Origin of the sequence: Limnochorda sp. LNt, assembly GCF_035593265.1 — a bacterium.
Taxonomy (GTDB): Bacteria; Bacillota; Limnochordia; order Limnochordales; family Geochordaceae; genus Geochorda; species Geochorda subterranea.
Map to the genome: position 1 here is coordinate 22,190 of NZ_CP141614.1, position 25,924 is coordinate 48,113.

The window sequence follows — 25,924 nt, forward strand, 5'->3', positions numbered from 1 at the left end:
AGCGTGACGACGTCCGGCGGTGAGAAGGGGATAAGAATGGCGGAAGGGGCGGGATTCGAACCCGCGAGGCGCCTTTGAGGGCGCCCACCGGTTTAGCAAACCGGCCGCTTGGCCCCTAGCGAACCCTTCCGCGGCTGCGTCAAGTCTAGCATCTGCTCCTGCGCGGTGTCAACGGCGGCACCCGTGGGGTACGCGCCCGCGCGCAGCACCATCCTCGGCTTGCGGCCACGATCGGCGCTGCCTCGGCGGCGTCCCTGCAGGAGAGCACGGTGCGTTGCGCCGGATCTCAGGCTGGCCCGATCCGCTCGGTGCCCCCCATGTAAGGGCGCAGCACCTCGGGTATCGTGACGCTGCCGTCCTCGTTCTGGTAGTTCTCCAGGATGGCGGCCACGGTGCGCCCCACCGCCAGCCCGCTCCCGTTGAGGGTGTGCACGTACTCGGGCCGGCCTCCCGGCTGCCGGCGGAAGCGGACGTTGGCCCGCCGGGCCTGGAAGTCCTCGAAGTTGCTGCAGGAGGAGATCTCGACGTAGCGGCCGTAGCTCGGCATCCAGACCTCAGGGTCGTACTTCTTGGCGGCCGCGAAGCCTACGTCGGCCGTGCACATCTGGCTCACCCGGTAGGGGAGCTGGAGCCGCCTCAGGATGTCGGTGGCGTCCTCCACCAGGGCCTCCAGCTCGTCGTAGGAGCGCTCGGGCAGCACGAACTTGACCAGCTCCACCTTGTTGAACTGGTGCACCCGGATGAGCCCACGCGTATCGCGGCCTGCGGCGCCCGCCTCCTTGCGGAAGCAGGCCGAGTAGGCCACGTACTTGACCGGAAGCTGTGCGGCGTCGAGGATCTCGTCGCGCAGCAGGTTGGTGACGGGCACCTCGGCGGTGGGGATGAGGTAGAGCTCCTCCCCCTCCACCTTGAACATGTCGTCGGCGAACTTGGGCAGCTGGGCGGTGCCAACCATGCTGTCGCGGTTGACGAGGAAGGGCGGGAAGATCTCCTCGTAGCCGTGCTCGGCGGTGTGCACGTCCAGCATGAAGTTGATGAGGGCCCGCTCCAGCCGGGCTCCCAGGCCCCGCATCACGTAGAAGCGGGCTCCCGCGACCTTGGCCCCTCGGGCGAAGTCGACGATCCCCAGACGCTCGGCGATCTCCCAGTGGGGCCTCGGCTCGAAGCCGAAGCGCCGGGGCTCGCCCCAGCGGCGAACCTCGACGTTGTCCTCCTCGCTCCGCCCGTAGGGCACCGACTCGTGGGGCAGGTTGGGAATGGTGAGCAGGAGAGCCTCCAGTCGCTGCTCCAGCTCCCGGGTCCGCTCCTCGAGGGCCTGCAGGCGCTCGCCCATGGCCCGCACCTCGGCGGCCAGGTCATCGGCCTCCTGGTGGCGGCCTTCGCGCTTGAGCCGCCCGATGGTCTGCGACTGCCGGTTGCGCTCGGCTCGCAGCGCCTCGACCTGAGCCAGCGTCTCTCGCCAGCGGGCGTCGGTCTCGAGCAGCGCGTCCAGGGGCACGTCGTCGCCGCGGCGCCGCATCGCCTCCCGCACCACGTCGGGATGGGCGCGGATGAACTTGAGATCCAGCACCGACTCCACCCCGCCAATCTTGACTCCCATTGTAGCCCCGCGGCGAGCCGGCCCTCAACCGATCGCGCCCGCTCGTCACGGCCGCGGCTGGCTACGCACCTCCGGGCGGGTGGTATCCGGGGAGACTGGCACGCCCAGCCCACCGAGCCTGCCCCGCCTCCAGGCGACCCGGCGCCAACGCAACCCGCTCCAGTGCGCGAAGAGTGCGAGCGCCCCCAGGCGCAAGAGCCCGGAGATGGCCATCACCGGTACCGTGCCCATCCACTCCGCCATCACGCCCCCCAGGATGGGCGCCGCCGATGCGGCGATGCCCACCCCCAGGTTGAAGACGGCGACATAGGAGGGTCGACGGCTATCGGGCGTCACCTCCAGGACGAGATTGAAGGCCGCCAGGTTGTACCCCGCCCAGGCGATCCCGCCCAGGAGATTGATGGCCACGACCCAGCCGGGGGACGGGATGACCGCCCACCACAGGGGCAACAGGGCCGCCCCGATCCCGGACCAGATCATGACCGGGCGCTGCCCGACCCTGTCGCACAGTCGGCCCCACTGCCGCTGCCCCAGAATGGTGGTGAGAAAGGTGGCACCGTTGGCGATACCCCACAGCTCCGGCGTGCCGTGCAACGCCTCGGTGAAGTGGACGGGGAAGAGCGCGGCCGGCAAGTTGACAGCCGCGGTCCACAGGAAGGCCGAGACCGCGTACTCGTAGAAGCCGGGCGCCTCTCGGCGCCACTGCGCCGGCCCCCCTACCAGCCAGTCGGAGCCGAAGGGCCGTCGCCTGGACGGACCCTCGGGAGTGGCGGCCGCTCCCGCGGGTGCGGCCTCTGTGCGGGGCCGGGCGGCCGATGGGGCGGCGCTGCGTTGACGCGGCTCGTGGATGGGCAGGATCACCACCAGGGACGCCAGGCCCACCAACCACGCCGCGCCGAAGGCAAGCGCGTAGCCCTCCGGGTATCCCATCGCCTCGATGAGGAAGCCCGCCACCACCGAGGCGGCCAGCGCCACGCCGTTGGCCAGGAGGTTGCGCATGCCGAAGTAGGAACCCCGCCACGAGCGGTGCGTCAGGTCCGCCATCAGAGCGGTCCAGGCGGGGACCGCCACCGCCATGCCGAGCCCTCGCAGGCCGGTCAGGAGCAGCAGGGCCAGGATGAGCTGCTGCCGGTCGTGGATGAACCACGGCAAAAGCGCCATCGGCAGCCATACCCACCGCACCACCGAGTTGCCCAGCAACCACAGAGGCTTGTTGCGCCCCTTACGCTCCGCCAGCCGCCCGAAGGGGATCTGCAAGGCATTGGCCAGCAGGTTGGGGATGGCGGTCAGCAGGCTGACGTGCAACGCGGAGGCACCGGCGGCCACGGCGAAGAGGGGGACGTAGTTGATGGCGAAGTTCTCGCTGGCCGCGGCCAGGGTGCCCTCGGCCGTACTGTAAAGGAGGGACCGTGCCAGCCTCCGGGGCCCCTCGGGACGATGCCCGCGCCGGAAGCTGCCGGCAAAGGGCCAAAAACCCTTCGCCAGGACCAACCCGCCCACCCGCCCCGACCTCTCTCCCTGCTGGATGGCGGTGGGGATCTTATCCCCGCCCTCCAGGGGATGCAAGCCCCCGGCAGCCGCCCCCGCCGGGCTCGAACGCTGGAAAAGGGGCGGCCGGGCCGCTCAGGCCCGGCTCGCCGCCTTGCCGTCGACCGCCTGCCCTGCCTTGGCCAGCAGGGCCTCCCACTGCTCGTCGACGTCGCGCTGGATGGCCGCCAGGAGCTGGCCGCTCTTGTCCTGGAAGACGTGGCGGAAGCGCTCCTGCGGACGCAGGTACTCCTCCACGGGGAGCTTCTGCTTGGGCACGTAGGTGACGTGCCACTGGCCGTGGTCCACCTCGAAGAGGGGCCACGCACACGTCTCCGCGGCCAGCTCCGCCATCCGGACCGTCATGGCCGGGTCGGTCCCCCAGCCCAGCCGGCAGGGCGCCAGCACATTGATGAAGGCCGGGCCGTCCACCTCCATCGCGCGCCTCACCTTGCGGGTCAGATCCTGCCAGTGAGCGATGGTGGACTGCGCCACGTAGGGAATGCCGTGGGCGGCCAGGATGGCCGTCAGGTCCTTGCGGCGCTGGAGCTTGCCCGGGACCGCCTCCCCGGCGGGCGAGGTGGTGGTGGAGGCGCCGTAGGGCGTCGCCGACGAGCGCTGGATGCCCGTGTTCATGTAGGCCTGGTTGTCGTAGCAGACGTACAAGAACCGGTGCCCTCGCTCCACGGCCCCCGAGAGGCTCTGCAGGCCGATGTCGTAGGTGCCGCCGTCACCGCCGAAGGCGACGAAGCGGATCTCCCGGTCGATCTTGCCCTGTCGGCGCAGCGCCCGGTAGGCGGCCTCGACCCCCGAGATGGTGGCAGCAGCGTTTTCGAAGGCGTTGTGAATGAAGGGCACGGTCCACGCCGTGTTGGGATAGGTCGTGGTCGTGACCTCCATGCAGCCCGTGGCCCCCGCCACCACCACGGGCTCCTCGATGGACATCAGCACCAACCGCACCGCCTGCGGGAAGCCGCAGCCGGCGCAGGCGCTGTGACCGCCCGTCAACGGGTTGGGCCGGCGTGCCAGCTCTTTAAGCGTCGGCATCTCGTCCTCACCTCTCCCGTACGCCCAGGTAGCGGACGCTGAGGGCCGCCTCCGCCGCGACGGCGGCATGGTCGGCCCGGGCACGCTCGGCCAGCTGGCCGAGGTCGTCATAGACCGCGGCGATCATTTCCGGGGTTATGTCGCGGCCGCCGAGCCCGTAGACGTACCCCGTCATGACGGGCGCCTGCGGCAGCCCGTACAGCGCCGCCTTGGTCTCGGCGAACAGGGGGCCGCCCAGGCCTGCGTACGAGTCGGCCCGATCCAGCACAGCCACCGCCCGCGCCCGTCCCAGCAGGTCCCGCAGGTTGCGGGCGGGGAACGGCCGGAAGACCCGCACCTTGACCAGGCCCGCCTTGACGCCGCGGCCTCGCAGCTCGTCGATGACGTCCTTGGCGGTGCCGGCCGTGGAGCCGATGGCCACGATGACCAGCTCGGCGTCCTCCATGCGGTAGGGCTCGGTCAGGCCGTAGTACCGACCCGTCAGCCGGCCGAACTCCTCGCCCACGTCGGCGATGATCCGGGCCGACCGCCGGACCGCCTCCGCCAGCTGGCGCTTCACCTCGAAGTAGCTGTTTTGCAGCGCCAGCGCCCCCACCGTCATGGGATGGTCGACGTCGAGCAGGTAGCGCTCGGGCCGGTACTCCCCGACGAAGGCCCGCACCTCGTCGTCGGTCAGCACCTCGACGATCTCCATGCCGTGGGTGATGATGAAGCCGTCCTGTCCCACCAGCACCGGTACCCGCACCTCGGGGTGCTCGGCGATGCGCACGGCCTGGATCAGGTCGTCGTAGGCCTCCTGGGCGTTTTCGGCGTAGAGGTGGATCCAGCCCGCATCGCGAGAGCCCATGGTGTCGCTGTGATCACCGTGGATGTTGATGGGGCCCGACAGCGCCCGGTTGGCCACCGGCATGACGATGGGCAGCCGGTAGCCCGCCGCCACGTACAGGATCTCGTGCATCAGGGCGAAGCCGGGGCCTGACGTGGCCGTCATGGCACGGGCGCCTGCGGCCGAGGCTCCCACCACGGCGCTCAGCGCCGAGTGCTCGCTCTCCACGGGTACGAACTCGGTCTGCACCACCCCATCGGCTACGAACCGGGCGAATCGCATGACGATGTCGGTCTGCGGCGTGATGGGGTAGGCGGCGACCACATCGGGGTGGATCTGCCGCATCGCCTCGGCCGTCGCCTCGGCGCCCGTCATGGTCACGCGTCGCCGCTCCGTGATGCGGTACGCCTCCGTGGTGGCCATCAGGCCTCGCCTCCCTCTGGCACCATCTCGATGGCGTGCACCTTGGGCGGGCAGACCTGGGCGCAGATGCCACAGCCCTTGCAGTGGTCGTAGTCGATGCCCGTCACCTTCTCGCCGTCGAGCAGGACGGCCGAGTCGGGACACCAGATCCAGCACCGCAGGCAGTGGATGCACCGGCTCAGCTCCAGCACCGGCATCGACCCGGTGCGCCACGCCCCGGTCTTGACGCGGGCGGCCGTGCCACCCTGGGGGATGAGGCCAGCCTCGGCCATCTCGGTCCACGGCAGGGTGACGCTGGCCTCCCTCTCGATGAAGGCCGCTCCTCGGGAGGGGTTCATCTACGCCGACACCTCCTCATAGGCCTGGCGGATCGCCTCGAGGTTGGCGTCGACCACCTGCGGGCGATTGCGGAACTTGTGCTGCAGGTTGTCCCGCATGGCCTCGAGGAAGGACTCCTTGGGCAGCAGGCCGGTGGCGGCCACCAGAGCCCCCAGCATGGGCGTGTTGGGGATGTTGCGCTTCAAGGTGGCCATGGCGATGCGGGCGGCGTCCACCGTCAGCACCCGTACGGGACGGCCGTCGAGGCCCAGCCGCTCGCGCACCTCGGCGGGCGCTCGGCCCGTGTTGACCAGGATCAGCCCGTCATCGGGCACCCCCGCCCCCAGATCCACCGCCGAGGCCAGGGTCAGGTCCAGCACCACCACGTACCGGGGATGCGTCACCGGCGCGTGGAGCCGGATGGGCTGGTCGGCCACCCGGTTGTAGGCCACCACGGGCGCCCCGGTGCGCTCGGGCCCGTACTCCGGGAAGGCCTGCACGTACTTGCCGGTGGTGGCCAGGGCTTCGCCCAGCAAGAAGGCCGCGGTCTTGGCCCCCTGGCCACCCCTCCCGTGCCAGCGTATCTCCAGCATCGGGCAACCCCTCTCGCTTCCCGCGCGCCCGGGCGGCCCACCCGCCCGAGCATGCTGGGTTTCTACGGTTGGCATATTGTGAACGCCGTCACAATCGACCCCACAAAAAAAGCGCCCTGGCCACTCGCGCGCACGAGCCTCCTGTACCGCCACCTCCTCGGGCCCATCGCACCAGTCCCTCGCCCGTCGCCATCGACACTGCCGGGCACCGGCGCCGACCCGGCCGGAGGCCCGCTCACCACGCCCGGCCGGCGTAGACCGGAAACGACCGGCAAAGCGCCCGCACCTCGCCCCTGACCCGCTCCCGGCGGGCCTCGTCGTGGGGGTGGCTGAGGACCTCGTCGATGAGGGTCGCGATGAGCCCCATCTCGTTGGGCCCCATCCCTCGCGTGGTGACCGCCGGCGTGCCGATCCGGATGCCGCTGGCCACGGTCGGGGGGTGCGGGTCGAAGGGAATGGCGTTTTTGTTGACCGTGATGCCCGCCGCATCCAGCGTCTGCTCGGCCTGCTTGCCCGTCAGCCCTCGGGAGCGCTGGACGTCGACCAGCATCAGGTGGTTGTCGGTGCCGCCCGAGACGAGCCGGTAGCCACGCTCCATCAGGGCGTCGGCCAGCGCCTGGGCGTTGGCCACCACCTGGCGCTGATAGGCCCGCCACTCGGGGCTCAGGGCCTCCTTGAGAGCGACAGCCTTGGCGGCGATGACGTGCATCAGCGGGCCGCCCTGCATGCCCGGGAAGACGGCCCGGTCCACGGCCTTGCCCAGCGCCCCCCGGCAGAAGATGAGGCCTCCCCGCGGCCCCCGCAGGGTCTTGTGGGTGGTGGTGGTGACGTACTCGGCGTGGGGGATGGGGCTCGGGTGGACACCCGCCGCCACCAGGCCGGCGATGTGGGCCATGTCGACCATGAGGGCGGCGCCCACGTCGTCGGCGATCTGCCGCAACGCCACGAAGTCGATGACCCGCGGGTAGGCGCTGGCGCCGGCCACGATGAGTCGGGGGCGGTGCTGGCGCGCCAGCTCGGCCACCTGGTCGTAGTCGATCTGCTCCGTGTCGGGGCGGACGCCGTAGTGTACGAAGCGAAACCAGGCGCCCGACACGTTGACCGGGCTGCCGTGGGTCAGGTGCCCGCCGTGGGCCAGGTCCATGCCCAGCACCGTGTCACCGGGCTCGAGCGCGGCGAAGTAGACGGCGGCGTTGGCCTGGGCGCCGGAGTGGGGCTGCACGTTGACGTGCTCGGCCCCGAAGAGCTGGCGTGCCCGCTCGATGGCCAGGCGCTCCACCACGTCGACGAACTCGCAGCCTCCGTAGTAGCGCCGGCCCGGCAGCCCCTCGGCGTACTTGTTGGTCAGCACCGACCCCTGGGCTCGCATCACGGCGGGACTCGCGTAGTTTTCGGACGCGATGAGCTCCAGGTGCTCCTCCTGGCGACGAAGCTCCTCCCGGATGGCGTCGGCTACCTCCGGATCGACGGCGGCGATGACCGGATCCGCCTCGGTGACGGCGCTCGGAGCCGGATGGCGGGCTTGCGTCAAGGGGCCGCCCCTTTCGTCTCGACGTCGCTCGCCCTTCACTATAGCACAGCACCGACGATGTCAGAAGGGGCGACCGCCCGGGACGGCCGCCCCTCGCGGCGATGCCGGCGTGTGGACGGGCCCTGCCCTCAGCGGGGCAACTCGGGCAGCGCGGCCAGCGCCTGCTCGACCAGCTCGGCCGGGTACTCGTAGTCCTCCAGCTGGCCGGCCAGGTAGGCGTCGTAGGCACCGAGGTCGAAGTGGCCGTGCCCGCTGAGCCCGAACAGGATGACCCGCTCCAGACCCTCCTCGCGGGCCCGCACGGCCTCGTCGATGGCCGCCCGCACCGCATGGGCCGACTCCGGCGCGGGCAGCAATCCCTCCGTGCGTGCGAACTGGATGGCCGCCTCGAAGACGGCCCGCTGCGGGTAGGCCCGCGCCCCGATGAGGCCGTCCTCGTACAGGCGCGAGATCAGCGGCGAGTCGCCGTGGTAGCGCAGGCCTCCTGCGTGGATCCCCGGCGGCACGAAGGTGTGCCCCAGGGTGTACATGTGCAAGAGCGGGGTCAACCCCGCCGTGTCGCCGAAGTCGTAGCGAAGCTTGCCCTTGGTCAGCGTGGGGCAGGCGGTGGGCTCCACCGCGAGGACCTCGACCTGCCGGCGGCCCTGCAGACGGTCCATCAGGAAGGGGAAGGCCAGGCCGCCGAAGTTGCTGCCGCCGCCCACGCATCCGATGACGACGTCGGGATACTCCCCCACCAGAGCCAGTTGCTCGCGGGCCTCGAGCCCGATGACGGTCTGGTGCAAGAGCACGTGGTTGAGCACGCTGCCCAGGGAGTAGTTGGTGTCGGGGTGGGTCGCCGCGTCCTCCACCGCCTCGCTGATGGCGATGCCCAGGCTGCCGGGCGAGTCGGGGGACTCGGCCAGCACCTTGCGGCCCGCCTGGGTCAGCGATGTGGGGCTCGCATGCACCTCGGCACCCCAGACCTGCATCAGCGAGCGGCGATAGGGCTTCTGGTGGTAGCTGACCTTGACCATGTAGACGGTGCACGCCAGGCCAAACTGCGCGCAGGCGAAGGCCAGAGCCGATCCCCACTGGCCCGCTCCCGTCTCGGTGGCCAGCCGGCGGATGCCCTCCTGCTGGTTGTAGTAGGCCTGCGCCACCGCCGTGTTGGGCTTGTGGCTGCCGGCAGGGCTGGTCCCCTCGTACTTGTAGTAGATGCGCGCCGGGGTCCGCAGGGCCTGCTCGAGCCGGATGGCCCGGTAGAGGGGCGTCGGCCGCCAGAGCCGGTAGATGTCGAGCACCGGCTCGGGGATCTCGATCCAGCGCTCCGTCGTCATCTCCTGCTCGATGAGCGATCGCGGGAAGATGGGGGCCAGGTCCTCGGGCGTCACGGGCTTGCCGGTGGCCGGGTGCAGCGGCGGCTCGGGCAGCCGGGGCATGTCCGCGGCCACGTTGTACCACCGGCGGGGCAGCGCGCGCTCGTCGAGGACGATGGCGCGGGCCGTCGAACCACTGGGCGACGGTCGAACCGGGTAGGAGGACACGGGGCATCGAGCTCCTTTCTGGTCTGGTCTCGTCTCGCCGGCCTCGGCTCCGCTCGCGTCTCGTCCGGTCGGAGAGGGCTGCGGGCTCAAGCGCAGGCTGGGGGGCACTACGAGCCGATCCTTCGACCCGGTGGGGGTGCTTCCTGCCACGAGGGGGATGGGGATGAGCGGTCTAGCGCTGCGGGTGCTGACCGTGACGGTCGGCGAGCTGCAGGCCAATAGCTACCTCTTGCTGGACGACGAGAGCAGGAAGGCGGTGGTCATCGACCCCGGCGACGAGCCCGAGCGGATCCTGCAGGCCCTACAGGGCTATCGGGTGCAGTGGATCCTGGCGACCCACGGACACTTCGACCACGTGGGTGCCGTCCGGGCCGTCAAGGAGGCGACGGGGGCGCCCTTCGCCATGCACCCCGGCGATCTCGAGATGCTCCGCTACGCGTCCGACGCCGCCCAGCTCTTCACCGGGCGCGCGGTGCCGACCCCGCCCGACCCCGACGGGCCGTTGCGAGGCGGTCAGGTGCTGCAGGTGGGGCCGGCCACCCTGGAGGTGCGCCACACCCCCGGTCACAGTCCGGGCAGCGTCAGCCTGGTGCTGCGCGCGCCGGGCCCCGGTTCCCTCGAGGGCGGCGTTCGAGGGGTCTTCTCCGGTGACGCCCTCTTCGCCGGCAGCATCGGGCGCGCCGACATGCCAGGCGGCGACCACGAGACGCTTTTGGCCTCCATCCGGCGGCGGCTGCTGGTGCTGCCCGACGACTGCCCGGTATGGCCGGGCCACGGGCCTGCCACCACCATCGGCCAGGAGAGGCGCACCAACCCCTTCCTGGCGGGGTCGGGCTGAGACGCGCCGGCCCGACGCTGTCCCAGGCCAAGCCCGACAGAGCGTTGGCGGGGGCTCCTGCCTTCGGCGAGCCCCGCCGTCGGGGAGCGGGCCCGGGGTCAGCGGTCGGCTTCGGGCCGGCCCTCGAGGAGTCGCTCGAGGATCCGGAGGTGGGAGCGCTCCATCTCCCGCACGCTGGTCAAGAGCGTCACAGTCTGGCTGCGGGCCAGGCGTCGCAGCTCCTGCAGGAGCGACTGGGCCTCCTCGGTCTGCAGGGCCTGGAGGTACGCCTGCTCGAAGGCCTCGGCGTCGATGGCGTCCTGCAGCCACGGCGCCAGCAGCCGGGGCGGCACCCCCAGGGCCCGGTACCAGCGGTCCACCGCCGTCTTGGGCACCCCACGCGGCCAGTAGTAGGTGACCAGGACTCGCAGTCCGTCGTCGGGCTCGGGCGGATCGTAGACCCGCTTGACCCGGATCCCCATGGGTGTGCACCTCCCGCTCCCTCATGGCGATTCTATCTCATCGGGGGTGCCCGCCCACGAACGTTCCGGGCGGCGGGGAAGCGAATGGGACCCCGCCACCCGCAACTTCACCCTCTTGCGACACCCTCGGGTCGCGTCAGCCCGCGAACTGGATGGCCTGCCCTGCGACGATGTACCAGGTCACGAAGAGCGCGTTGAGGAAGGCGCCCGGGTAGATGGTCCCGGTCCTCCGGAACAGGTACGTGGAGAGCACGGCCGCGACGGCGAGCAAGGGCAGGAACTGATACGCTACGATGCCGAGGAGCGGCTCCGTAGGGAAGAAGAGTCGTTCCGTGAGCTTGAGGGTGCCGACCTGCAGGGCCACCAGCACCGCCAGTCCGAGCACCGCGACGAGGCCGTTGGCCACCATCCAGACCCAACGGGTGGTCGACTCCTTGCCATACTCGGGCAGGCGGAGTTGGCCGTGGAGGGCCATGCTCCATACCACGAAGAAGGCCGCGAAGGGCACCAGGAACCTCAAGAAGATGAGGAAGCGACGGACGTCCATCGGCTTGAGCGCCACGACCCAGAACCGGAAGTCCACCAGGAACGCCCACTGCACCAGGGACAGCAGGGCATGGGTGGCGGCCGTCACGATCACCGCCAGCAGGAGCGCCCGACCCAGGTAGCGCCACCCTGCGACGCCCGCACCGGCCGTCGACAGACCGTAGGCGCGGGCCCCGCCGCCCCGACGGCGCCCCCAGAGGAGGTGCCAGGCCCCGAAGAGCACGAGCGCGATGCCCGCGTTGAGAAGGGCCCACACCATGAATCCGATGGTCAGCGACTGGGGCCAGAAGGCGGAGGTGGGTATCCACTGGTTGCCCAGGTGCTGGAATCGGAAGAACGTGATGGCCGGGATGGCGGTGGTCAGCATCGCGCCGACGACCCAGCCGGCTCTCGACGTGTCCACGGCCGGCGGCAGCGCCTTGACAAGCCCCTTGAAGTAGGGAGTGTCCAGGAGGAGGCCAGCCAGCCCGAACAAGAAGAGCACTGCCCCCACCAACCCCAGCGTCGTGCCCAGTTCCTTCCACGGCCAGATCTGGTCGGAGGGGTCCAGGGGTCGCGGCGCGGGGATAGATGCCTGCACGAAGTCGAGCGCGTTGCCGATGGCCTCCCGCGAGAGGTGGGCGCCCGGGTGCGTCGTGTCGGGGATGTAGAGCATGCGGGCCGTCTCGGCCCCGAAGTCTCCGTACAGGCGGTACGGCTCCACCTCCTCGGACGTGCCGAAGGCTGTCCGGAGCTTGGCGCTCCTCACGATGTCACGAGCCCGTGGCACTCCCCACATGAGCTGCGCGAACTCGTCGTATCGGCTGAAGACCACGCCGACGTTGAACTTACCATCGGGCAGGATGCGGGGAGCTCCCAGGGTCTCCGAGGACGACCCCACCAGGACCACCGTCTTCACGAGCTCGGGAAGGCGGTCGGCAGCGGCCAACACCGACCAGCCGCCCATCGAGTGCCCTTCGACGCCGATGCGGCCGGCGTCGACGAAGGGCAGGGACGCCAGGAACCGCAAGCCGTCGTAGGCACCTCGCGACAGGTCGCCGCCGATGGGGTCCGAATACCCGTGGCCCGCCATGTCCATCGACAGCGTGACGTAGCCCCGCCGAGCGAACTCGATGGCAAATCCGCTCTGCGTCTCACGGGAGTTGATGTAGCCGTGCATGAGCAGCAGGCCCGGTGCCGGCGTGCGGTTGGTCGCGTTGGCCGGCACGTACAGCAGGCCGCTGAGCATGCGCCCGTCCTGACCCGCGAAGCGGGCGTCAGTCACCCGAACGTCCCCTCCTGCGGTCTGGACCCAACTCGCTAGCCAGCCTCCGACGAGCACGATGGCCACTGCCAGCGCCACCAGCGTGTAACGTCTCATCTCACGTCTGGCCTCCTTCCCCTGGAAAGGGAGACCCGGGCCGCGGAACCCCACCGGGTCCCAGCCGGCCCGGGTCTCTCCACGTACTCCCCCGATGCCGTCTGTGAGTCCTGGGCGCTGCCCAGTCTTCGGTCGAATGTATTTCGCGTGCGTGAGGCCGTTACCTGCTATCGATGGCTCTTGCCGGGACGCCCCGCGGACAGCTTCTGGCTTCCCGCAACGGGGGAAGGAACCCGGCGGGGCCAGCGACGAACCTCCCGCACCAGTCCCGTCCACCAGTCCCATCGGCAAGCCTCGACAGAAGGAGCTGAGGGCACCTTGCGTAGCACGAGACGGCTCGTCTGCCTGGCGTGCGGGGTCCTGCTGGGGCTGCTGGGCACCCTCCAGCCGGGGCCGGCGCTGGCCGAGGAGCGGCCCATCACCATCACGTGGTGGATCAACCCGTGGCGCATCGCCCCTCCCGACCTGCAGCCGGATCAGGCCCCCACCGCCGAGGACTTCCCACGGTGGATCTCCCAGGAGTTCATGAAGCGCCACCCCAACGTCACGGTGCGCTACGAGGTCCTGACCAACCAGGGCTTCGACCAGAAGGTGGCGGCCGCCATCCTGGCCGGCAACCCGCCCGACGTGCTGCGGCCCATCAACTTCCGACAGGAGTGGGTGCGCCAGGGCCTGCTGGAGCCCATCGACCCGTACCTGACGCCCTTCGACTGGGAGGACTTCTACGACTACGCCCTCGACGAGGGCAAGGTGGGCGACCACTACTACCTCTTCCCGTGGAACAACAGCAACAACGGCATGGGCTCCACCCTCCTGCTCAACCCGCGCATGTTCGCCCAGCGCGGCGTCGCCCTGCCGCCGCTGCCCGACCGGGCGTGGACCATGGACGAGTTCATGGAGGCGGCCCGCAAGCTCTCCTATGACACCAACGGCGACGGGGTCAACGACTACTACGCCCTGGCCATGTCGGCCCGCATGGACCTGATGAACAACCTGGCCTGGTTCCACATCTTCGGGGCGCGCTACGTCGACGAGCAGCAGCGCCGCTTCGTCCTCAACAGCCCCGAGGGCGTGCGGGCCCTCACGTGGATGGTGGACGCCATCCACAAGGAGCGCATCGCGCCCCCCGGCGCCGAGGGCATGGGCATCTACGACGTCATCAACCTCTTCCACCAGCAGCGCATCGCCATCGGCTACGGCGGCCCCTACGAGATCGGGCGCATCGATCGCTACCTCAAGGAGGGGCGCATCCAGGAGAAGTTCCCGGCCCACGTGGCCCAGTTCCCCCACTTCCCCGAGATCGGGCCGGTGGCCTATCACACCAGCGGGGGCTTCGTGGTCTTCAAGCAGGCCGACCCGTACAAGCGGGAGATGGTGATGGAGTTCGTCCGCTTCCTCACCAACCCCGAAAACATGAAGCTGCTGCGCTCGCTGCTGTACGTGACGGCCCGCAAGTCGGTCAACGAGGGGCTGTACGAGGGCTACGAGTTCGAGGACGAGATCGACGTCTACCTGCGCGCCATCGAACACGGCATCCCCTACTTCGGTAGCGCCGAGCTCGACACCACGCCTGCCGACAACCACTTCATCGCCATGCTGGAGGCGGCCTTCAGCCGCAACCGCACGCCGCGGCAGGCGCTGGACGAGTTCGTCGCGCAGGCCAACCGTCTGGTCTTCCGGGGGCGTTAGGGCCCGCGCAAGGCCCCTTCGCGAAGCGACGGATGGGAGGTCGAGGCACGACGAACGGCGGGATGCCGGCACGCGCCCTGGCCAGGCGCCTCTACCAGGACCGCTGGGCCTACCTTTTCTTGTTGCCGAGCCTGGGCTTCTTCGCGGTCTTCTTCCTGGTGCCGGTGGCCTGGGGCGCGGTCTTGAGCGTGCTGGACTACCGGCCGCTGAGCAGCCAGTGGGTGGGCCTCGACAACTACCGCTACGTGCTGACCGACTGGCTCTTCTGGCGGTCGCTGGCCAACAACCTCTACTACGCGGCGGGCGTGGTGCCGCTGTGGCTGGGCAAGGCGCTTTTCGTGGCGGCCGTCATCTTCCCGTTTCGCAAACCCCTGCAAAACCTCTACAAGACGGCCTTCTACCTGCCCCACGTCACCTCCGCCGTCATCATCTCCATGATCTGGCTCTGGATCTACAACCCGCCCTTCGGGCTGCTCAACTACCTGCTCAAGACGCCGGGCTTCGCCTGGCTGGGCAACACCCTGACCGCGATGCCGGCCCTCATCTTGATGCAGGTGATCATGGGGGGCGGCTCCACCATCGTCCTCATCTCGGCGGCCATGGGCAGCATCCCGGGCGACTATTACGAGGCGGCGGAGATCGACGGGGCGACCAAGGTGCAGCAGTTCGTGCGCATCACGCTGCCGCTGCTCAAGCCGACCATGCTCTACCTGCTGGTGATGGGCACCATCTCCTCCTTCCAGGTCTTCACCAACGTCTACCTGATGACCCGGGGAGGGCCCCAGTTCTCGACCATCACCATCGGCTACCTGATTTACGAGACGGCCTTCACCTTCTACGAGTTCGGGACGGCCTCGGCCATGGCGATGGTGCTGTTCGCCATCGTCTTCGCCGTGGCCCTCGTGCAGTTTCGGTGGCTGGCGACGGACGTCGAGTACTGACGGGCCCTCGCCGGCCGCCACAGGAGGCGATCCGCAGCGTGACGGGAGACGCACCTCCATGCGCTTTGTGAGCGGCGCCCATCCGGCCCTGAGCCTGCCGGCCCGTCGGACCTGGGTGCTGCGCATCTCGGGCGGCCGGGTGGTAGCGGTGGCGGCCGTGAGCGTCCTGGCGGCCCTGGCCGTCATCCCCCTCTACTGGATGGTGGTCACGGCCCTGCAGACGCCGCAGCTGTCCATGCGCTTCCCGCCCGAGATCTGGCCGTCGCAGCCGACGCTCGACAACTTCCGCCTCTTCTTCCAGCGGCCCTACGTGGGCCGGTGGAGCGTCAACAGCCTGGTGGTGGCCAGCAGCGTGACCGTGGCGGTGGTGCTGGTCTCCACCCTGGCCGGCTACACCTTCGCCAAGAAGCGGTTCCTGGGACGCAACCTCCTCTTCTGGATCTACGTGGGCTCCATGATGGTGCCCGGGCAGGTGACGCTGATCCCCCTGTACATCCTGGCGACCCGGATGGGGCTGCAGGACACCTACCTGGGGCTCATCTTCCCGGCCGTGGCGGCGCCCTTCGGCACCTTCCTGATGAAGCAGTTCCTGCAGACGCTGCCTTCGGAGATCCTGGACGCGGCGCGCATCGACGGGTGCAGCGAGTTCGGGATCTTCCACCGGGTGGTGATGCCGCTGGCCAAGCCGGGCATGGCCGTGCTGGCCATCTTCACGTTCGTGGAACAGTGGAACGACTTCCTGTGGCCGCTGGTCATCACCAATCGCGCCGCGATGCGCACGCTGTCGGTGGGGCTGGCGCTGGTGCAGGAGGAGGTGCCGCTGGCCTTCAATCTGCTGATGGCCGCGGCGACCTACGCGGCCGTGCCGATGCTGGTGGTCTTCCTGGCCTTCCAGCGATACTTCTTGCAGGGGGTCACCGTGGGGGCCCTCAAGGGCTGAAGAGCGGACGCTCACGATGCGGGGCGGACGAGAGGAGTCGAGACCGGGCGTCGGCGAGGCGGGTCGGGACGGGCAGCCTCCTTCGCGATCGGCGCTTCGGGGGACGGCTGCGGGGTAGACCCGGGGGGCGCCAACCGTCGAGGCCGCCCGCCTTCGACCTATACACACGGTGCATTGTTACCTTACCAGGCGCCGACCCCGTCCCTGCAGGGTCACCCGTCCCTGGCATCGCGGGACATCTGGCCCTCGCCGGGAGGACATTTGTCATGCCGCAGGCGTCCCGGGCCGCAACGCCCCGTAGCTGAGGCAATGAGGCGGACTTCGTCGCCCCCGTTGACCTCCCCTACCCCCTAGGGTATATTGCCAACCGGACGACTCCCTTCTCCATCACGAGGGGGACGGTGCACCCATGGAGTGGACCATCGACCTGGAGGCGACGGCGGAGGCCGACGTCGCCCAGGTCTACGACGTCATCGTCATCGGCGGCGGGCCCGCGGGCCTGAGCGCCGCCCTCTACACGGCCCGGGCGGGCCTTCGCACCCTGGTGCTCGACAAGAGCCCCCGGGCCAGCGCCCTCGGCATGACCGAGCGGATCGAGAACTACCCCGGCGTCCCCGGGGCCCTCAGCGGGCTCGAGCTGCTGGACCGGCTACGGGAGCAGGCGCGCCACTTCGGGGCCGATGTCGTCACCGCTCAGGTGCTGTCGTCGGACGTGACCGTCGAGCCCAATGAGGTCATCGCCTCCACGGGCACCTACCGGGGCCGGGCGGTCATCGTGGCCACCGGCGCCATGGCGCGCAAGCAGGCGCTGCCCGGCGAGGAGGCCTTCGTAGGGCGGGGAGTCAGCTACTGTGCTACCTGCGACGCCGCCTTCTTCCGGGGTCAGGAGGTGGCCGTCATCGGCGACAACGATGAGGCCGTGGAGGAGGCGCTGCACCTGGGGCGGTTCGCCTCCGCCGTGCACGTGGTGCTCCCGACCGGTCGCTTCAAGGCCGACCCCGAGCTGGTGGCGCGCCTCGAGTCATTGGACCCGGTGCGGGTCCTGCCGGGCCACCGGGTGACCGCCATCTTCGGCAACGGCCGGGTCGAAGGCATCCGGCTGCGCCCCCGCACCGGCGGGCAGGAATCGGTGCTGCCCGTGCGCGGCGTCTTCGTCTACCTTCAGGGCAACCGCCCGGCCATCGACTTCCTGCACGGCGCCGTCAGCACGGACCCGTCGGGCTGCGTGCGGGTCGACGAGCAGCTGCAGACCTCGGTGCCGGGCGTCTTCGCCGCCGGCGACGTACTCTGCCGGCGGGTGCGCCAGGCGGTGCTGGCGGCCGCCGATGGGGCGCTGGCGGCCATGGCCGCGGAGCGGTACCTGTCGGGCCGTCAGGCCTTGCGCTCGCAATGGTAGGCCACAGGGTCACCCGGCTCAGGCCAGCGCCGCAGCCACGGCGTTGTGGAAGGCAGGCCGCAGCTGCAGGATGGCCTCGTTTTGACGGGTGGGGTGCACCCGGTTGGTGAGGAGCACGCAGTAGAGGTCCCGGTCGGGATCGATCCACAGGGACGTGCCGGTGAAGCCGGTGTGGCCGTAAGCGCGGGGCGACAGCAGGTCGCCCGCGGACGAGTCGGGGTTGTCGCCCCGCAAGGCCCAGCCCAGGCCCCTGGGCTCTCCGTTGCGGGAGGTGTGGTCCTGGATCATCGCCTCGACGGCGGCCTCGCTCAGCACCCGGACCCCCTCCCGCCGGCCGCGCCCCAGCATCATCTGCGCGAACCGGGCCGTGTCGAGCGCTGTGGAGAAGAGCCCCGCGTTACCCGACACCCCGCCGAGGAAGTAGGCGTTTTCGTCGTGCACCTCGCCCCGCACGATCCGGCGCCGGATCGGGCAGTACTCGGTGGGCGCGCAACGGTCGCGCAGCGCCGGCCCGGGCCGATAGGTCGTGGCGGTCATGCCCAGGGGCTCGTAGACCCAGCGGGCAGCCAGCTGATCCAGCCCCTGGCCCGTGATGCGCTCCATCGCGAGCCCCAGCAGGATGAAGCCCATGCAACTGTACGTGACGCGCTGGCCCGGGGCCGCCTCGAGGGGCAGGCTCATCAGGCGCTGCTCCATCCGGGGCCGGCACCCCTCGGGCCCGCCGCACCCCTCGTACAGTGCATGCCACGCCGGCAGCCCCGAGGTGTGGGTCAGCAGGTGCACCACGCGCACCCGGCCCCGCGCCTCCTCACCCTGGGCGAACTCAGGGAGGTAGCGGCTCACCGGGGCGCCCAGGCTCATGCGGCCCTCCTCCACCAGGCGCATGGCGACGACCGCCGTGGCCATGACCTTGGTGACGGAGGCCATGTCGAAGAGGGCGTCGGTCCTCATGGGCTCCCGCTGCGGCAACAGCGCCATCGAGCCCACCGCGACGGGCCCCACCGGCTCTCCCCGGCCCCGACCCACCACCAGCACCGCGCCCGGGATGCACCCGTCGGCCGCGGCCTCGGCCACCCGCTCCAGGGCCACCTGCAGCCGATCGGGATCGAAGCCCGCCTGCGCGGCACGCTCGCGCACGATGTCGTCCACGCCGCTGGGCATACGCCGCTCGTGCCTTGACATCCTCTCGCCGCCGTGGTACGCGTCGGCTGATGGGGAGGTCGTCGCGACCCATGCCGACGCCGGGTGTGCTGCCCTTCCTGCGGGAGCGCGGCCTGGTGGCCCAGGTGACGCACGAGGAGGCGCTCCGGGAGCTGCTCGACCGCGAGCCTGTCACCGTCTACTGCGGCTTCGATCCCACGGCCGACAGCCTCCACGTGGGTCACCTGCGTCCCATCATGCTCCTGATGCACCTGCAGCGCTTCGGGCACCGGCCCGTCGCCCTGGTCGGCGGCGGCACCGCGATGGTGGGCGATCCGACCGGCAAGACGGAGGCCCGTCCCATCCTCTCCCGCTCGGTCATCGAGGCGCACGCGCAACGATTCAAGGCGCAGCTGGCGCGTTTCCTCGACTTCTCCGAGGGCCGAGCCCTGATGGTGGACAACACCGAGTGGCTGCTGCCGCTCAACTACCTGGCCTTCCTGCGCGAGGTGGGCTCGCAGTTCTCCGTCAACCAGATGCTGACGGCCGAGGCCTTCCGCACCCGCATGGAGCGCGGGCTGTCGTTCCTGGAGTTCAACTACATGCTCCTGCAGGCCTACGACTACCTGACGCTCTACCGGCGCTACGGCTGTCGCCTGCAGGTCGGCGGCGACGATCAGTGGTCCAACATCCTCGCCGGGGTCGACCTGATCCGCCGCCTGGAGAGGGGCCAAGCCTACGCCCTGACCTGCCCGCTGGCGGTGACGGCCAGCGGCCGCAAGATGGGCAAGACGGAGGCGGGCGCTGTCTGGCTGGATCCTGCCAAGACCAGCCCCTATGACTTCTTCCAGTTCTGGCGCAGCGTCGACGACGCCGACGTGCCCGCCTTCCTGGCGGTCTACACCCTGTTGCCCCTCGACGAGGTGCGCCGGCTCGCCGAGCGCACCGGCGCCGCCATCAACGAGGCCAAGAAGGTGCTCGCCTACGAGGTGACCCGTCTGGTGCACGGCGAGGCGGCGGCCCGCCAGGCTCGGGAGGCGGCCGAGGCGCTCTTCGAGTCCGACGGCGGGCAGGCGCGGGCCGTCGAGGGGGCGCCCACCACCGAGCTGCGACGCGCCGAGGCCGAGGCAGGCGTCGCCCTGCTGGATCTGCTGGTGGAGACGGGACTGGCGCCCTCCAAGAGCGAGGGGCGCCGCCTGGTGCTCCAGGGCGGCGTCTACCTCAACGAGGTGCGGGTGGGTGAGCCTACCTACACCGTCACGCTGGGAGACTTCCGGGACGGGCGGCTCCTTTTGCGCAAGGGCAAGAAAGTCTATCGCCAGGTGGTCGTACGCTGAGCCCGCTACCCACGCGCGTCAGCCCTCCCACTCGAAGACGTCGACGGGCACCATCAGCGTCACCATGCGGTCGGCCCGCACCACCGTCAGCTTGACCCAGGCGTCACCCCGGTGGCGCGCCAGGCGAGCCCGGAGTTGGGCATCGTTGGTGACCGGGTCGCCCTCTACGGCCACGATGATGTCGAGGGGCTGCAGCAGCACCGTCACGCCAGGGCTGTCGTCGGCCACCTCGATCTCGGTCACCAGCGCGCCCTGGTGATAGCGCAGCTTGTAGCGGGACGCGACGGAGGGCGTCATGGTGACGACCCGCACGTAGCTGCGCTTCTTGAGATGGCCCGGGGGGATGCGGGCCAGGCCGGGCGAGCGCGGGTCCGGCGTCACGACCACCACGGGACGCTCGGAGACCGTCTCCCGACGCTGGAGGCCATAGGCCGCCAACCCGACCAGGGCCACCATCAGCAGCAACACGAGAGCGCCGCTGTCGTAGAGCACGACCTGCCCGCCACCACGCCCGCGACGCCGAGTCATCTCCCCGTTCCCCCTCCAGTGGATGCCAAGGCCGATGCGGCACGGGGGCCGGCGTGCGGGCCCCCAGGCAGACAGGTTCGACACGGTCCCGGGTCAACTGGGGGCCGACATGGCCCCCGACCGGATCGGCATAGCTCTATGCAGGATGCCAGTTTGAGGAGCACGGGAGGGCCGGGATGCCCGAGGAGCGCGTCGTCTCGGGAATGGCGCTGCTGCGCCTGTTGTCGGCCACCCTCGAGATCACCGCCGCCATCCTGATGGTGCGCTCGGGGCGGGTGGCCGACGCGGTGCGGATCAACGGCCTGCTGGGCCTGGTGGGGCCCCTGGTGCTGGCATCGGTGACGGCCCTCGGGCTGGCCGGACTGGCGGAGGCGGGCCGGCTCTCGCCGGCCCGCCTGGCGATCCTGGCGGTGGCGGTGCTGCTCATCTTCCTCTCGGTGCGGCAGCGCTGAGGGGCGCCCGCCCCCTCACCAGAGGCCCAGCACCTTCCACCACAGCCCTCCGATGCCCAGCCAGACGACGACGTGCACCAGGGAGAGCACCAGGCCGTACTTCCACCAGGTCCCCTGGTCCACGTAGCCCGCCCCGAAGTAGATGGGAGCCGGGCCGGTGCCGTAGTGGGTGAGGCAGGCGTTGAGGCTGGAGAAGACACCCAGCGCGATGGCCACCAGGTAGGGCGGCGCGCCCAGAGCGATGGCCACCGCCGCCAGGGGCACGAAGAAAGCCGTCACGTGCGCCGTCATGCTGGCGATGAAGTAGTGCAGGTACAGGTAGACCAGCACCACCGCCACCATCACCACGACCCAGCTGCCCACGCCCCCCAGGGTTCCCTGCACGGCGTCGGCCAGGGCCTTGATGATGCCCCATTTGGTCAGCCCGTTGGCCAGGGAGACCAGGCCGCCGAACCAGACCAGCGCGTCCCAGCCGCCGCTCTCGCCCAGGACGTCCTGCCAGCCGACGACACCCAGCACGATGAGCAGCGAGACGCCCGCCAGGGCGACGGCGGTCTCGTGCAGCCGGGTCCACTGGCTGGTGGCCCACAGCACCAGCGTCAGCAAGAAGATGGCCAGCATGATGCGCTCGCCCCGGGACATGGGACCCATGGCCCGCAGCTCCCGGTCGGCGAGGCGGGGCGCCTCGGGCGAGACGGTCACCTCGGGTGGGTAGAGGCGGTAGAGCAGGTAGGGCACCAGGGCCAGGGCGATGAGCCCCGGCACCACGGCCGCCGTCACCCACCCCAGCCACGTGATCTCCACGCCGAAGTTGCGGCGGGCCAGCTCCGCCACCAGCGGGGCCGGCGCCACCGACGTCAGGAACATAGCGGATGTGACCAGATTGGCCTGATACTCGGTGATCATCAGGAAGGCCCCGGCCTTGCGGGCCGTGGGCCCCGGCTCCGAGCCGAAGCTGGCCGCCAGGCTGCGCACCACCGGGAAGAGGATGCCCCCCGCCCGGGCCGTGTTGGAGGGCGTGGCGGGGGCGATGATCAGGTCGCTGGCGGCGATGGCGTAGGAGAGCCCCAGCGTGCTGCGGCCGAAGCTGCGGATCATCAGGTAGGAGATGCGCCGACCCAGACCGGTCTTGATGAAGCCACGGGCGAAGAGGAAGGCCGAGACGATGAGCCACACCGTCGTGTTGGCGAAGCCGGTGAGGGCCTCCCCCATGGTCAGGGTGGTGCTGAGGGCGCTGACCGTCACCCCCAGGATGACCACCGCGCCCTGGGGCAGCGGCTGCAGGATGAGCCCGAGGATGGTGCCGACGAAGATCCCCAGCATGCGCATGGCCCCTGCCTGCAGGCCCCACAGGGGTGGCGCGGCTGCGATGATCAGGGCCGCCGCGATGGGCAGCCCGGCCCTCCACAAGAGCGACGTCCGCCGGGGGACGGACGGCTCGGGCCTGGAAACTGTCGCCATAGGCGTCGACCTCCCGCGGCACCGGATGCGACCCGATCGGACCCGTGCCGACGGGACCTTCGTGCTCGTGCTCGTGGGATCCTTCACAACCCCGCCCCGCGCCACCCCCTGTCCGAGGCAGCGTGCGCCGGTGCGTCAAGGATAGAGCCGGTAGAGCATCCGGGGGAAGGGGATGGCCTCCCGCACGTGGGCCAGCCCGCAGATCCAGGCCAGCACACGCTCGATGCCCATCCCAAAGCCGGCGTGGGGCACCGAGCCGTACCGCCGCAGGTCCACGTACCACTCGTAGGCCTCGCGGGGCAGGCGTTGCTCTTCCATCCGCCGGAGCAGCAGGTCGAGGTCGTCGATGCGCTGGCCGCCCCCGATGATCTCGCCGTAGCCCTCGGGCGCCAGCAGGTCGACCCCCAGCACCACCTCGGGGCGCGCGGGGTCGGGCTTCATGTAGAAGGCCTTGATGTGCGCCGGATAGTGGGTGACGAAGACGGGCCGGTCGAAGGCCCGAGCCAGGACCGTCTCCTCGTCGCCCCCGAAGTCCGCGCCCCACTCCACCGGTGCGCCCTCTCGCCGCAGGATCTCGATGGCCTGGTCGTACGTGATCCGGGCGAAGGGTGGTTTGACCCGCTCCAGCGGCGCCGTGTCGCGCTCGAGCAGGGCCAGCTCCGGGCGGTGGCGCTCCAGCACGCGCTCGACGACCCAGGTCACCAGCTCCTCCGCCAGGCGCACGATGTCGTCCAGCTCCGCGTACGCCACCTCCGGCTCGACCATCCAGAATTCCATCAGGTGCCGGCGTGTCTTGGACCTCTCGGCGCGGAAGGTCGGGCCGAAGCAGTAGACCCGGCCGAAGGCCATCGCGGCCGCCTCCATGTAGAGCTGGCCGCTCTGGCTCAGGTAGGCGGGCGTGCCGAAGTAGTCGGTGCTGAAGAGAGCGGTGGTCCCCTCCACCGAGGCGGGCGTCAGGATGGGGGCGTCGACCAGCACGAAGCCCCGCGAGTCGAAGAAGTCGCGTACCGCCCCCACCAGGGTGCTGCGGATGCGCAGGATGGCGTGCTGGCGTCGGCTGCGCAGCCACAGGTGCCGGTGGTCCATCAAGAAGTCGACGCCGTGCTCCTTGGGCGTGATGGGATACTCCCGCGCGACCTGCACCACCTCGAGCCCCGTCACGGCCAGCTCGTAGCCCCCCGGCGCCCGGGCATCGGCCCTGACCAGCCCCGCCACCTTGACGGAGGACTCCTGAGTGAGGGACGTGGCCGCCGCCCAGACGGACTCGGGGACGTCCCGCTGGGAGACCACCGACTGCAGGATGCCGGTGCCGTCCCTCACCAGCACGAAGACCAGCCGTCCGCTCGAGCGGCTGTTGTAGACCCACCCCCAGACCTCCACCTCCTGGCCGACGTAGCGCCCGATCTCGTCGATGAAGACCCGGGGACCCTTGCCGTCCATCACGCGCCTCTTCCCCTCACGGTTGGCCGGGCACCCAGAGCTTGGGTCGCGCCAGCGTCACCCGCCCGCCCGGCTGGATGCCGCCTGGCCCCTCCGTCGCGCCCGTCTGGCCTGCTGACGGCGTGGCTGGCACGCCGCCCCCCTCCACCTCGTCGGGGAGGGCGGGCAGCTGCAGCGCCTCCTCGAGGGCGCCCACCACCGCTGCCATCAGGCCCGCGTAGGCCATCTCGGCCTGCAACAGGGCCCGCACGTATGGGTTGTAGGTCACCACCTCGGCCACCTTCTCCAGCTCCTCCAGCTCCTGGGGGCTGGGCGTCTCCCCCCGGCGGCTCTTCTCCGCCAGCTGCCGCTCCCGACGGCGCAGGTCCCGCAACATGATGCGGGCCGCCTCGTGCCGCCCGATCTCCTCCCTGGCCTGCCTCAGCTGCTCGACCTCGGGCAGGTTCGACAGAAGCCGCGCCAGGGTGTGGATGGCCTCGGATATTTCCCGGGGAATCCCGGCCTGCGCCGACTGGTCCATGGCACGCCGCCCCTCTCCGCGTGACCGACGTCAGTCGCCCTCGCCCTTGATGACGGCCAGCGGCCGCAACCTGGCCACCTTGCGGGTGAGGCCGATCTCCGCCAGGGTGTCGACCACCGCGTCGATGTCCTTGTAGGCGCCGGGAGCCTCGTCGGCGATGGCGCGCACGTCGGCCACGTTGTAGAGCACCTCGCCCAGGCTGGCCTGCAGCCTCTCCCGGCTGAACTGCCGGCGGGCCTCGGCTCGCGACAGCACGCGGCCCGCCCCGTGATTGGCGGAGGTGAAGGTCTCCTCGATGCCGGGCAACCCGACCGCGACGTACGAGGCCGTGCCCATGCTGCCGGGCATCAGCACGGGATGCCCGGAGGCCACGTAGCGGCGCGGGTTGACGGGGTGGCCGGCGGGCAGGGCCCGCGTGGCACCCTTGCGGTGCACCAGAAGCCGCCGGCCGAAGTGCTCCTCGAACTTGGCGATGTTGTGAGCCACGTCGTAGACCACTCGCATGCCCAGCGCCTCCCACGACTGGCCCAGCACCTCGGCGAAGGCCTCCCGGATGTCGTGGGTCATCAGCTGGCGATTGGCGAAGGCGAAGTTGATGGCGCAGTGCATGGCCCCCAGGTACCGCCGCCCCAGGGCCGAGTCGATGGGAGCGGCGGCCAGGCCCCGTGAAGGCAGCGCGATCCCGTGCCGGGAGGCCTCCTGGGCCATGGCTCCGGCGTAGTCGGCGCAGATCTGGTGGCCGAAGCCCCGGCTGCCCGAGTGCACCAGCACCGTCAACTGCCCTTCGAAGAGGCCGAACCTCTCGGCCAGCCGGGCATCCAGCACCCGCTCCACGTAGCCGATCTCGATGAAGTGGTTGCCACCGCCCACGGTGGCCAGCTGGTCCGCGCGCTCGAGCGCCTCTCGGCTGACGGCGTCGGGGTCGGCCCCGGCGACCCGTCCGTACTGCTCGGTCGCCTCCACATCGTCCGGCGTGCCGTAACCCAGCTCCACCAAGCGCGCGCCGCCCCCCACCAGGATCTCGGGCAGGCGCGACGCCAGCTCCCGGTGACGGGAGCGCTTGCCGACCCCGGCTGGGATCCGCCGCTCCACCGCCTCCATCAGCTGGCGCAGGCGTTGACGGGATGCGTCGGAGCGGGCCAGGTCCGACCGGATCAGGCGCACGCCGCAGTTGATGTCGTAGCCGACGGCCCCCGCCGATACGACGCCCGTGCGAGCGTCGGTGGCCACCACCCCGCCGATGGGCAGGCCGAAGCCCTGGTGGATGTCGGGCATCCCCACGACCCGGTGTACGACGCCCGGCAGCGAGGCCGCGTCGGCCAGCTGCTGTAACGCCACGGGCTCGTCGAAGTCGCGGCGCAAGCTCTCGTTGAGATAGACGTAGGCGTCGACCCGCATGGCGCCCTGGCGGGCCAGGCGGTAGCGATTGGGTCCCGCGGGCTCCAGTGCGAGGCCCATGGTCATGGCTCACCTCCGGGACCGCC

The 25,924-nt window shown here is 70.4% G+C and carries 23 protein-coding genes and 1 tRNA gene; 7 read left to right on the forward strand and 17 right to left on the reverse strand.

The window, feature by feature from the left end; all coding sequences use genetic code 11:
- Positions 1-37 precede the first annotated feature (37 nt).
- The 9 genes from VLY81_RS00145 to VLY81_RS00185 form a co-directional block, all read right to left on the reverse strand.
- Positions 38-130: transfer RNA gene (locus VLY81_RS00145), tRNA-Ser, on the reverse strand.
- 156 nt (positions 131-286) lie between these two features.
- Positions 287-1,570 (reverse strand): serine--tRNA ligase, encoded by a 1,284-nt coding sequence (gene serS, locus VLY81_RS00150; protein ID WP_405001395.1) that lies wholly within the window; start codon positions 1,568-1,570, stop codon positions 287-289.
- A gap of 75 nt (positions 1,571-1,645) precedes the next feature.
- On the reverse strand, positions 1,646-3,100 hold the full coding sequence (locus tag VLY81_RS00155; protein ID WP_324668971.1) for an MFS transporter: 1,455 nt from the start codon (positions 3,098-3,100) through the stop codon (positions 1,646-1,648).
- A gap of 123 nt (positions 3,101-3,223) precedes the next feature.
- A complete protein-coding gene (locus VLY81_RS00160) occupies positions 3,224-4,174 on the reverse strand; it encodes a thiamine pyrophosphate-dependent enzyme (protein ID WP_324668972.1) in 951 nt (316 codons plus the stop codon).
- Positions 4,175-4,181: 7 nt separating this feature from the next.
- A complete protein-coding gene (locus tag VLY81_RS00165; RefSeq protein ID WP_324668974.1) occupies positions 4,182-5,423 on the reverse strand; it encodes a transketolase C-terminal domain-containing protein in 1,242 nt (413 codons plus the stop codon).
- On the reverse strand, positions 5,423-5,761 hold the full coding sequence (locus VLY81_RS00170) for a 4Fe-4S dicluster-binding protein (protein ID WP_324668975.1): 339 nt from the start codon (positions 5,759-5,761) through the stop codon (positions 5,423-5,425). Before VLY81_RS00170 ends, VLY81_RS00165 begins: the two co-directional genes overlap by 1 nt.
- Positions 5,762-6,334: a 2-oxoacid:acceptor oxidoreductase family protein gene (locus VLY81_RS00175; RefSeq protein WP_324668976.1), complete on the reverse strand. Its 573-nt coding sequence runs from the start codon at positions 6,332-6,334 to the stop codon at positions 5,762-5,764.
- A gap of 235 nt (positions 6,335-6,569) precedes the next feature.
- Positions 6,570-7,811, reverse strand: a complete 1,242-nt coding sequence (gene glyA / locus VLY81_RS00180; RefSeq protein WP_405001396.1) for a serine hydroxymethyltransferase — start codon at positions 7,809-7,811, stop codon at positions 6,570-6,572.
- Positions 7,812-7,993: 182 nt separating this feature from the next.
- Positions 7,994-9,340, reverse strand: a complete 1,347-nt coding sequence (locus tag VLY81_RS00185) for a TrpB-like pyridoxal phosphate-dependent enzyme (protein ID WP_405001397.1) — start codon at positions 9,338-9,340, stop codon at positions 7,994-7,996.
- Between the two features lie 214 nt (positions 9,341-9,554).
- Between VLY81_RS00185 and VLY81_RS00190 the strand changes: the two genes are divergently transcribed.
- The gene (locus tag VLY81_RS00190) at positions 9,555-10,229 is read left to right on the forward strand and encodes an MBL fold metallo-hydrolase (protein WP_324668979.1); all 675 of its coding nucleotides are present in this window, start codon (positions 9,555-9,557) and stop codon (positions 10,227-10,229) included.
- A gap of 98 nt (positions 10,230-10,327) precedes the next feature.
- On the opposite strand, the gene VLY81_RS00195 is transcribed toward VLY81_RS00190, so the two are convergent.
- Entirely contained in the window at positions 10,328-10,690 is a 363-nt protein-coding gene (locus tag VLY81_RS00195) for a DUF488 domain-containing protein (protein ID WP_324668980.1), read from the reverse strand.
- Between the two features lie 136 nt (positions 10,691-10,826).
- The gene (locus VLY81_RS00200) at positions 10,827-12,596 is read right to left on the reverse strand and encodes an alpha/beta hydrolase family protein (RefSeq protein ID WP_324668981.1); all 1,770 of its coding nucleotides are present in this window, start codon (positions 12,594-12,596) and stop codon (positions 10,827-10,829) included.
- A gap of 318 nt (positions 12,597-12,914) precedes the next feature.
- On the opposite strand from VLY81_RS00200, the gene VLY81_RS00205 reads away from it, so the two are divergent.
- The 4 genes from VLY81_RS00205 to VLY81_RS00220 all read left to right on the forward strand — a co-directional run bounded on the left by VLY81_RS00205 (position 12,915) and on the right by VLY81_RS00220 (position 17,562).
- The gene (locus VLY81_RS00205) at positions 12,915-14,285 is read left to right on the forward strand and encodes an extracellular solute-binding protein (RefSeq protein ID WP_324668982.1); all 1,371 of its coding nucleotides are present in this window, start codon (positions 12,915-12,917) and stop codon (positions 14,283-14,285) included.
- Between the two features lie 62 nt (positions 14,286-14,347).
- Positions 14,348-15,226, forward strand: coding sequence for a carbohydrate ABC transporter permease (locus VLY81_RS00210; protein ID WP_324668984.1), 879 nt, complete (start codon positions 14,348-14,350; stop codon positions 15,224-15,226).
- Between the two features lie 58 nt (positions 15,227-15,284).
- Positions 15,285-16,166, forward strand: coding sequence for a carbohydrate ABC transporter permease (locus VLY81_RS00215; RefSeq protein ID WP_324668986.1), 882 nt, complete (start codon positions 15,285-15,287; stop codon positions 16,164-16,166).
- 409 nt (positions 16,167-16,575) lie between these two features.
- Positions 16,576-17,562, forward strand: coding sequence for an NAD(P)/FAD-dependent oxidoreductase (locus VLY81_RS00220; protein ID WP_324668988.1), 987 nt, complete (start codon positions 16,576-16,578; stop codon positions 17,560-17,562).
- 18 nt (positions 17,563-17,580) lie between these two features.
- Here VLY81_RS00220 and VLY81_RS00225 read toward each other — a convergent pair whose 3' ends face one another.
- On the reverse strand, positions 17,581-18,711 hold the full coding sequence (locus tag VLY81_RS00225) for a serine hydrolase domain-containing protein (RefSeq protein WP_324668989.1): 1,131 nt from the start codon (positions 18,709-18,711) through the stop codon (positions 17,581-17,583).
- Positions 18,712-18,794: 83 nt separating this feature from the next.
- Between VLY81_RS00225 and tyrS the strand changes: the two genes are divergently transcribed.
- Entirely contained in the window at positions 18,795-20,039 is a 1,245-nt protein-coding gene (tyrS, locus tag VLY81_RS00230) for a tyrosine--tRNA ligase (protein WP_324668990.1), read from the forward strand.
- Between the two features lie 18 nt (positions 20,040-20,057).
- Here the strand turns inward: tyrS and VLY81_RS00235 are convergent, their stop codons facing one another.
- Positions 20,058-20,567 carry a PDZ domain-containing protein gene (locus VLY81_RS00235; protein ID WP_324668991.1) on the reverse strand — a complete coding sequence of 170 codons (510 nt, stop codon included), beginning with the start codon at positions 20,565-20,567 and terminating at the stop codon, positions 20,058-20,060.
- Positions 20,568-20,743: 176 nt separating this feature from the next.
- Between VLY81_RS00235 and VLY81_RS00240 the strand changes: the two genes are divergently transcribed.
- Positions 20,744-21,019, forward strand: a complete 276-nt coding sequence (locus VLY81_RS00240; protein ID WP_324668992.1) for a DUF2619 domain-containing protein — start codon at positions 20,744-20,746, stop codon at positions 21,017-21,019.
- 15 nt (positions 21,020-21,034) lie between these two features.
- Here the strand turns inward: VLY81_RS00240 and VLY81_RS00245 are convergent, their stop codons facing one another.
- The 4 genes from VLY81_RS00245 to VLY81_RS00260 form a co-directional block, all read right to left on the reverse strand.
- A complete protein-coding gene (locus VLY81_RS00245) occupies positions 21,035-22,480 on the reverse strand; it encodes a DASS family sodium-coupled anion symporter (RefSeq protein ID WP_324668993.1) in 1,446 nt (481 codons plus the stop codon).
- 135 nt (positions 22,481-22,615) lie between these two features.
- Entirely contained in the window at positions 22,616-23,920 is a 1,305-nt protein-coding gene (gene asnS, locus VLY81_RS00250; protein ID WP_324668994.1) for an asparagine--tRNA ligase, read from the reverse strand.
- Between the two features lie 16 nt (positions 23,921-23,936).
- On the reverse strand, positions 23,937-24,440 hold the full coding sequence (locus VLY81_RS00255) for a YlbF/YmcA family competence regulator (RefSeq protein WP_324668996.1): 504 nt from the start codon (positions 24,438-24,440) through the stop codon (positions 23,937-23,939).
- Between the two features lie 30 nt (positions 24,441-24,470).
- Positions 24,471-25,904, reverse strand: a complete 1,434-nt coding sequence (locus tag VLY81_RS00260; protein WP_324668997.1) for an RtcB family protein — start codon at positions 25,902-25,904, stop codon at positions 24,471-24,473.
- Between the last annotated feature and the right edge of the window lie 20 nt (positions 25,905-25,924).

What these genes read in the sequence shown, in the direction of transcription:
- VLY81_RS00160 (WP_324668972.1), bottom strand. Translation starts at nt 4,174, where the DNA reads ATGCCGACGCTTAAAGAGCTGGCACGCCGGCCCAACCCGTTGACGGGC.
- VLY81_RS00165 (WP_324668974.1), bottom strand. Translation starts at nt 5,423, where the DNA reads ATGGCCACCACGGAGGCGTACCGCATCACGGAGCGGCGACGCGTGACC.
- VLY81_RS00170 (WP_324668975.1), bottom strand. Translation starts at nt 5,761, where the DNA reads ATGAACCCCTCCCGAGGAGCGGCCTTCATCGAGAGGGAGGCCAGCGTC.
- VLY81_RS00175 (WP_324668976.1), bottom strand. Translation starts at nt 6,334, where the DNA reads ATGCTGGAGATACGCTGGCACGGGAGGGGTGGCCAGGGGGCCAAGACC.
- VLY81_RS00190 (WP_324668979.1), top strand. Translation starts at nt 9,555, where the DNA reads ATGAGCGGTCTAGCGCTGCGGGTGCTGACCGTGACGGTCGGCGAGCTG.
- VLY81_RS00195 (WP_324668980.1), bottom strand. Translation starts at nt 10,690, where the DNA reads ATGGGGATCCGGGTCAAGCGGGTCTACGATCCGCCCGAGCCCGACGAC.
- VLY81_RS00200 (WP_324668981.1), bottom strand. Translation starts at nt 12,596, where the DNA reads ATGAGACGTTACACGCTGGTGGCGCTGGCAGTGGCCATCGTGCTCGTC.
- VLY81_RS00210 (WP_324668984.1), top strand. Translation starts at nt 14,348, where the DNA reads ATGCCGGCACGCGCCCTGGCCAGGCGCCTCTACCAGGACCGCTGGGCC.
- VLY81_RS00215 (WP_324668986.1), top strand. Translation starts at nt 15,285, where the DNA reads ATGCGCTTTGTGAGCGGCGCCCATCCGGCCCTGAGCCTGCCGGCCCGT.
- VLY81_RS00220 (WP_324668988.1), top strand. Translation starts at nt 16,576, where the DNA reads ATGGAGTGGACCATCGACCTGGAGGCGACGGCGGAGGCCGACGTCGCC.
- tyrS (WP_324668990.1), top strand. Translation starts at nt 18,795, where the DNA reads ATGCCGACGCCGGGTGTGCTGCCCTTCCTGCGGGAGCGCGGCCTGGTG.
- VLY81_RS00235 (WP_324668991.1), bottom strand. Translation starts at nt 20,567, where the DNA reads ATGACTCGGCGTCGCGGGCGTGGTGGCGGGCAGGTCGTGCTCTACGAC.
- VLY81_RS00240 (WP_324668992.1), top strand. Translation starts at nt 20,744, where the DNA reads ATGCCCGAGGAGCGCGTCGTCTCGGGAATGGCGCTGCTGCGCCTGTTG.
- VLY81_RS00245 (WP_324668993.1), bottom strand. Translation starts at nt 22,480, where the DNA reads ATGGCGACAGTTTCCAGGCCCGAGCCGTCCGTCCCCCGGCGGACGTCG.
- asnS (WP_324668994.1), bottom strand. Translation starts at nt 23,920, where the DNA reads ATGGACGGCAAGGGTCCCCGGGTCTTCATCGACGAGATCGGGCGCTAC.
- VLY81_RS00255 (WP_324668996.1), bottom strand. Translation starts at nt 24,440, where the DNA reads ATGGACCAGTCGGCGCAGGCCGGGATTCCCCGGGAAATATCCGAGGCC.
- VLY81_RS00260 (WP_324668997.1), bottom strand. Translation starts at nt 25,904, where the DNA reads ATGACCATGGGCCTCGCACTGGAGCCCGCGGGACCCAATCGCTACCGC.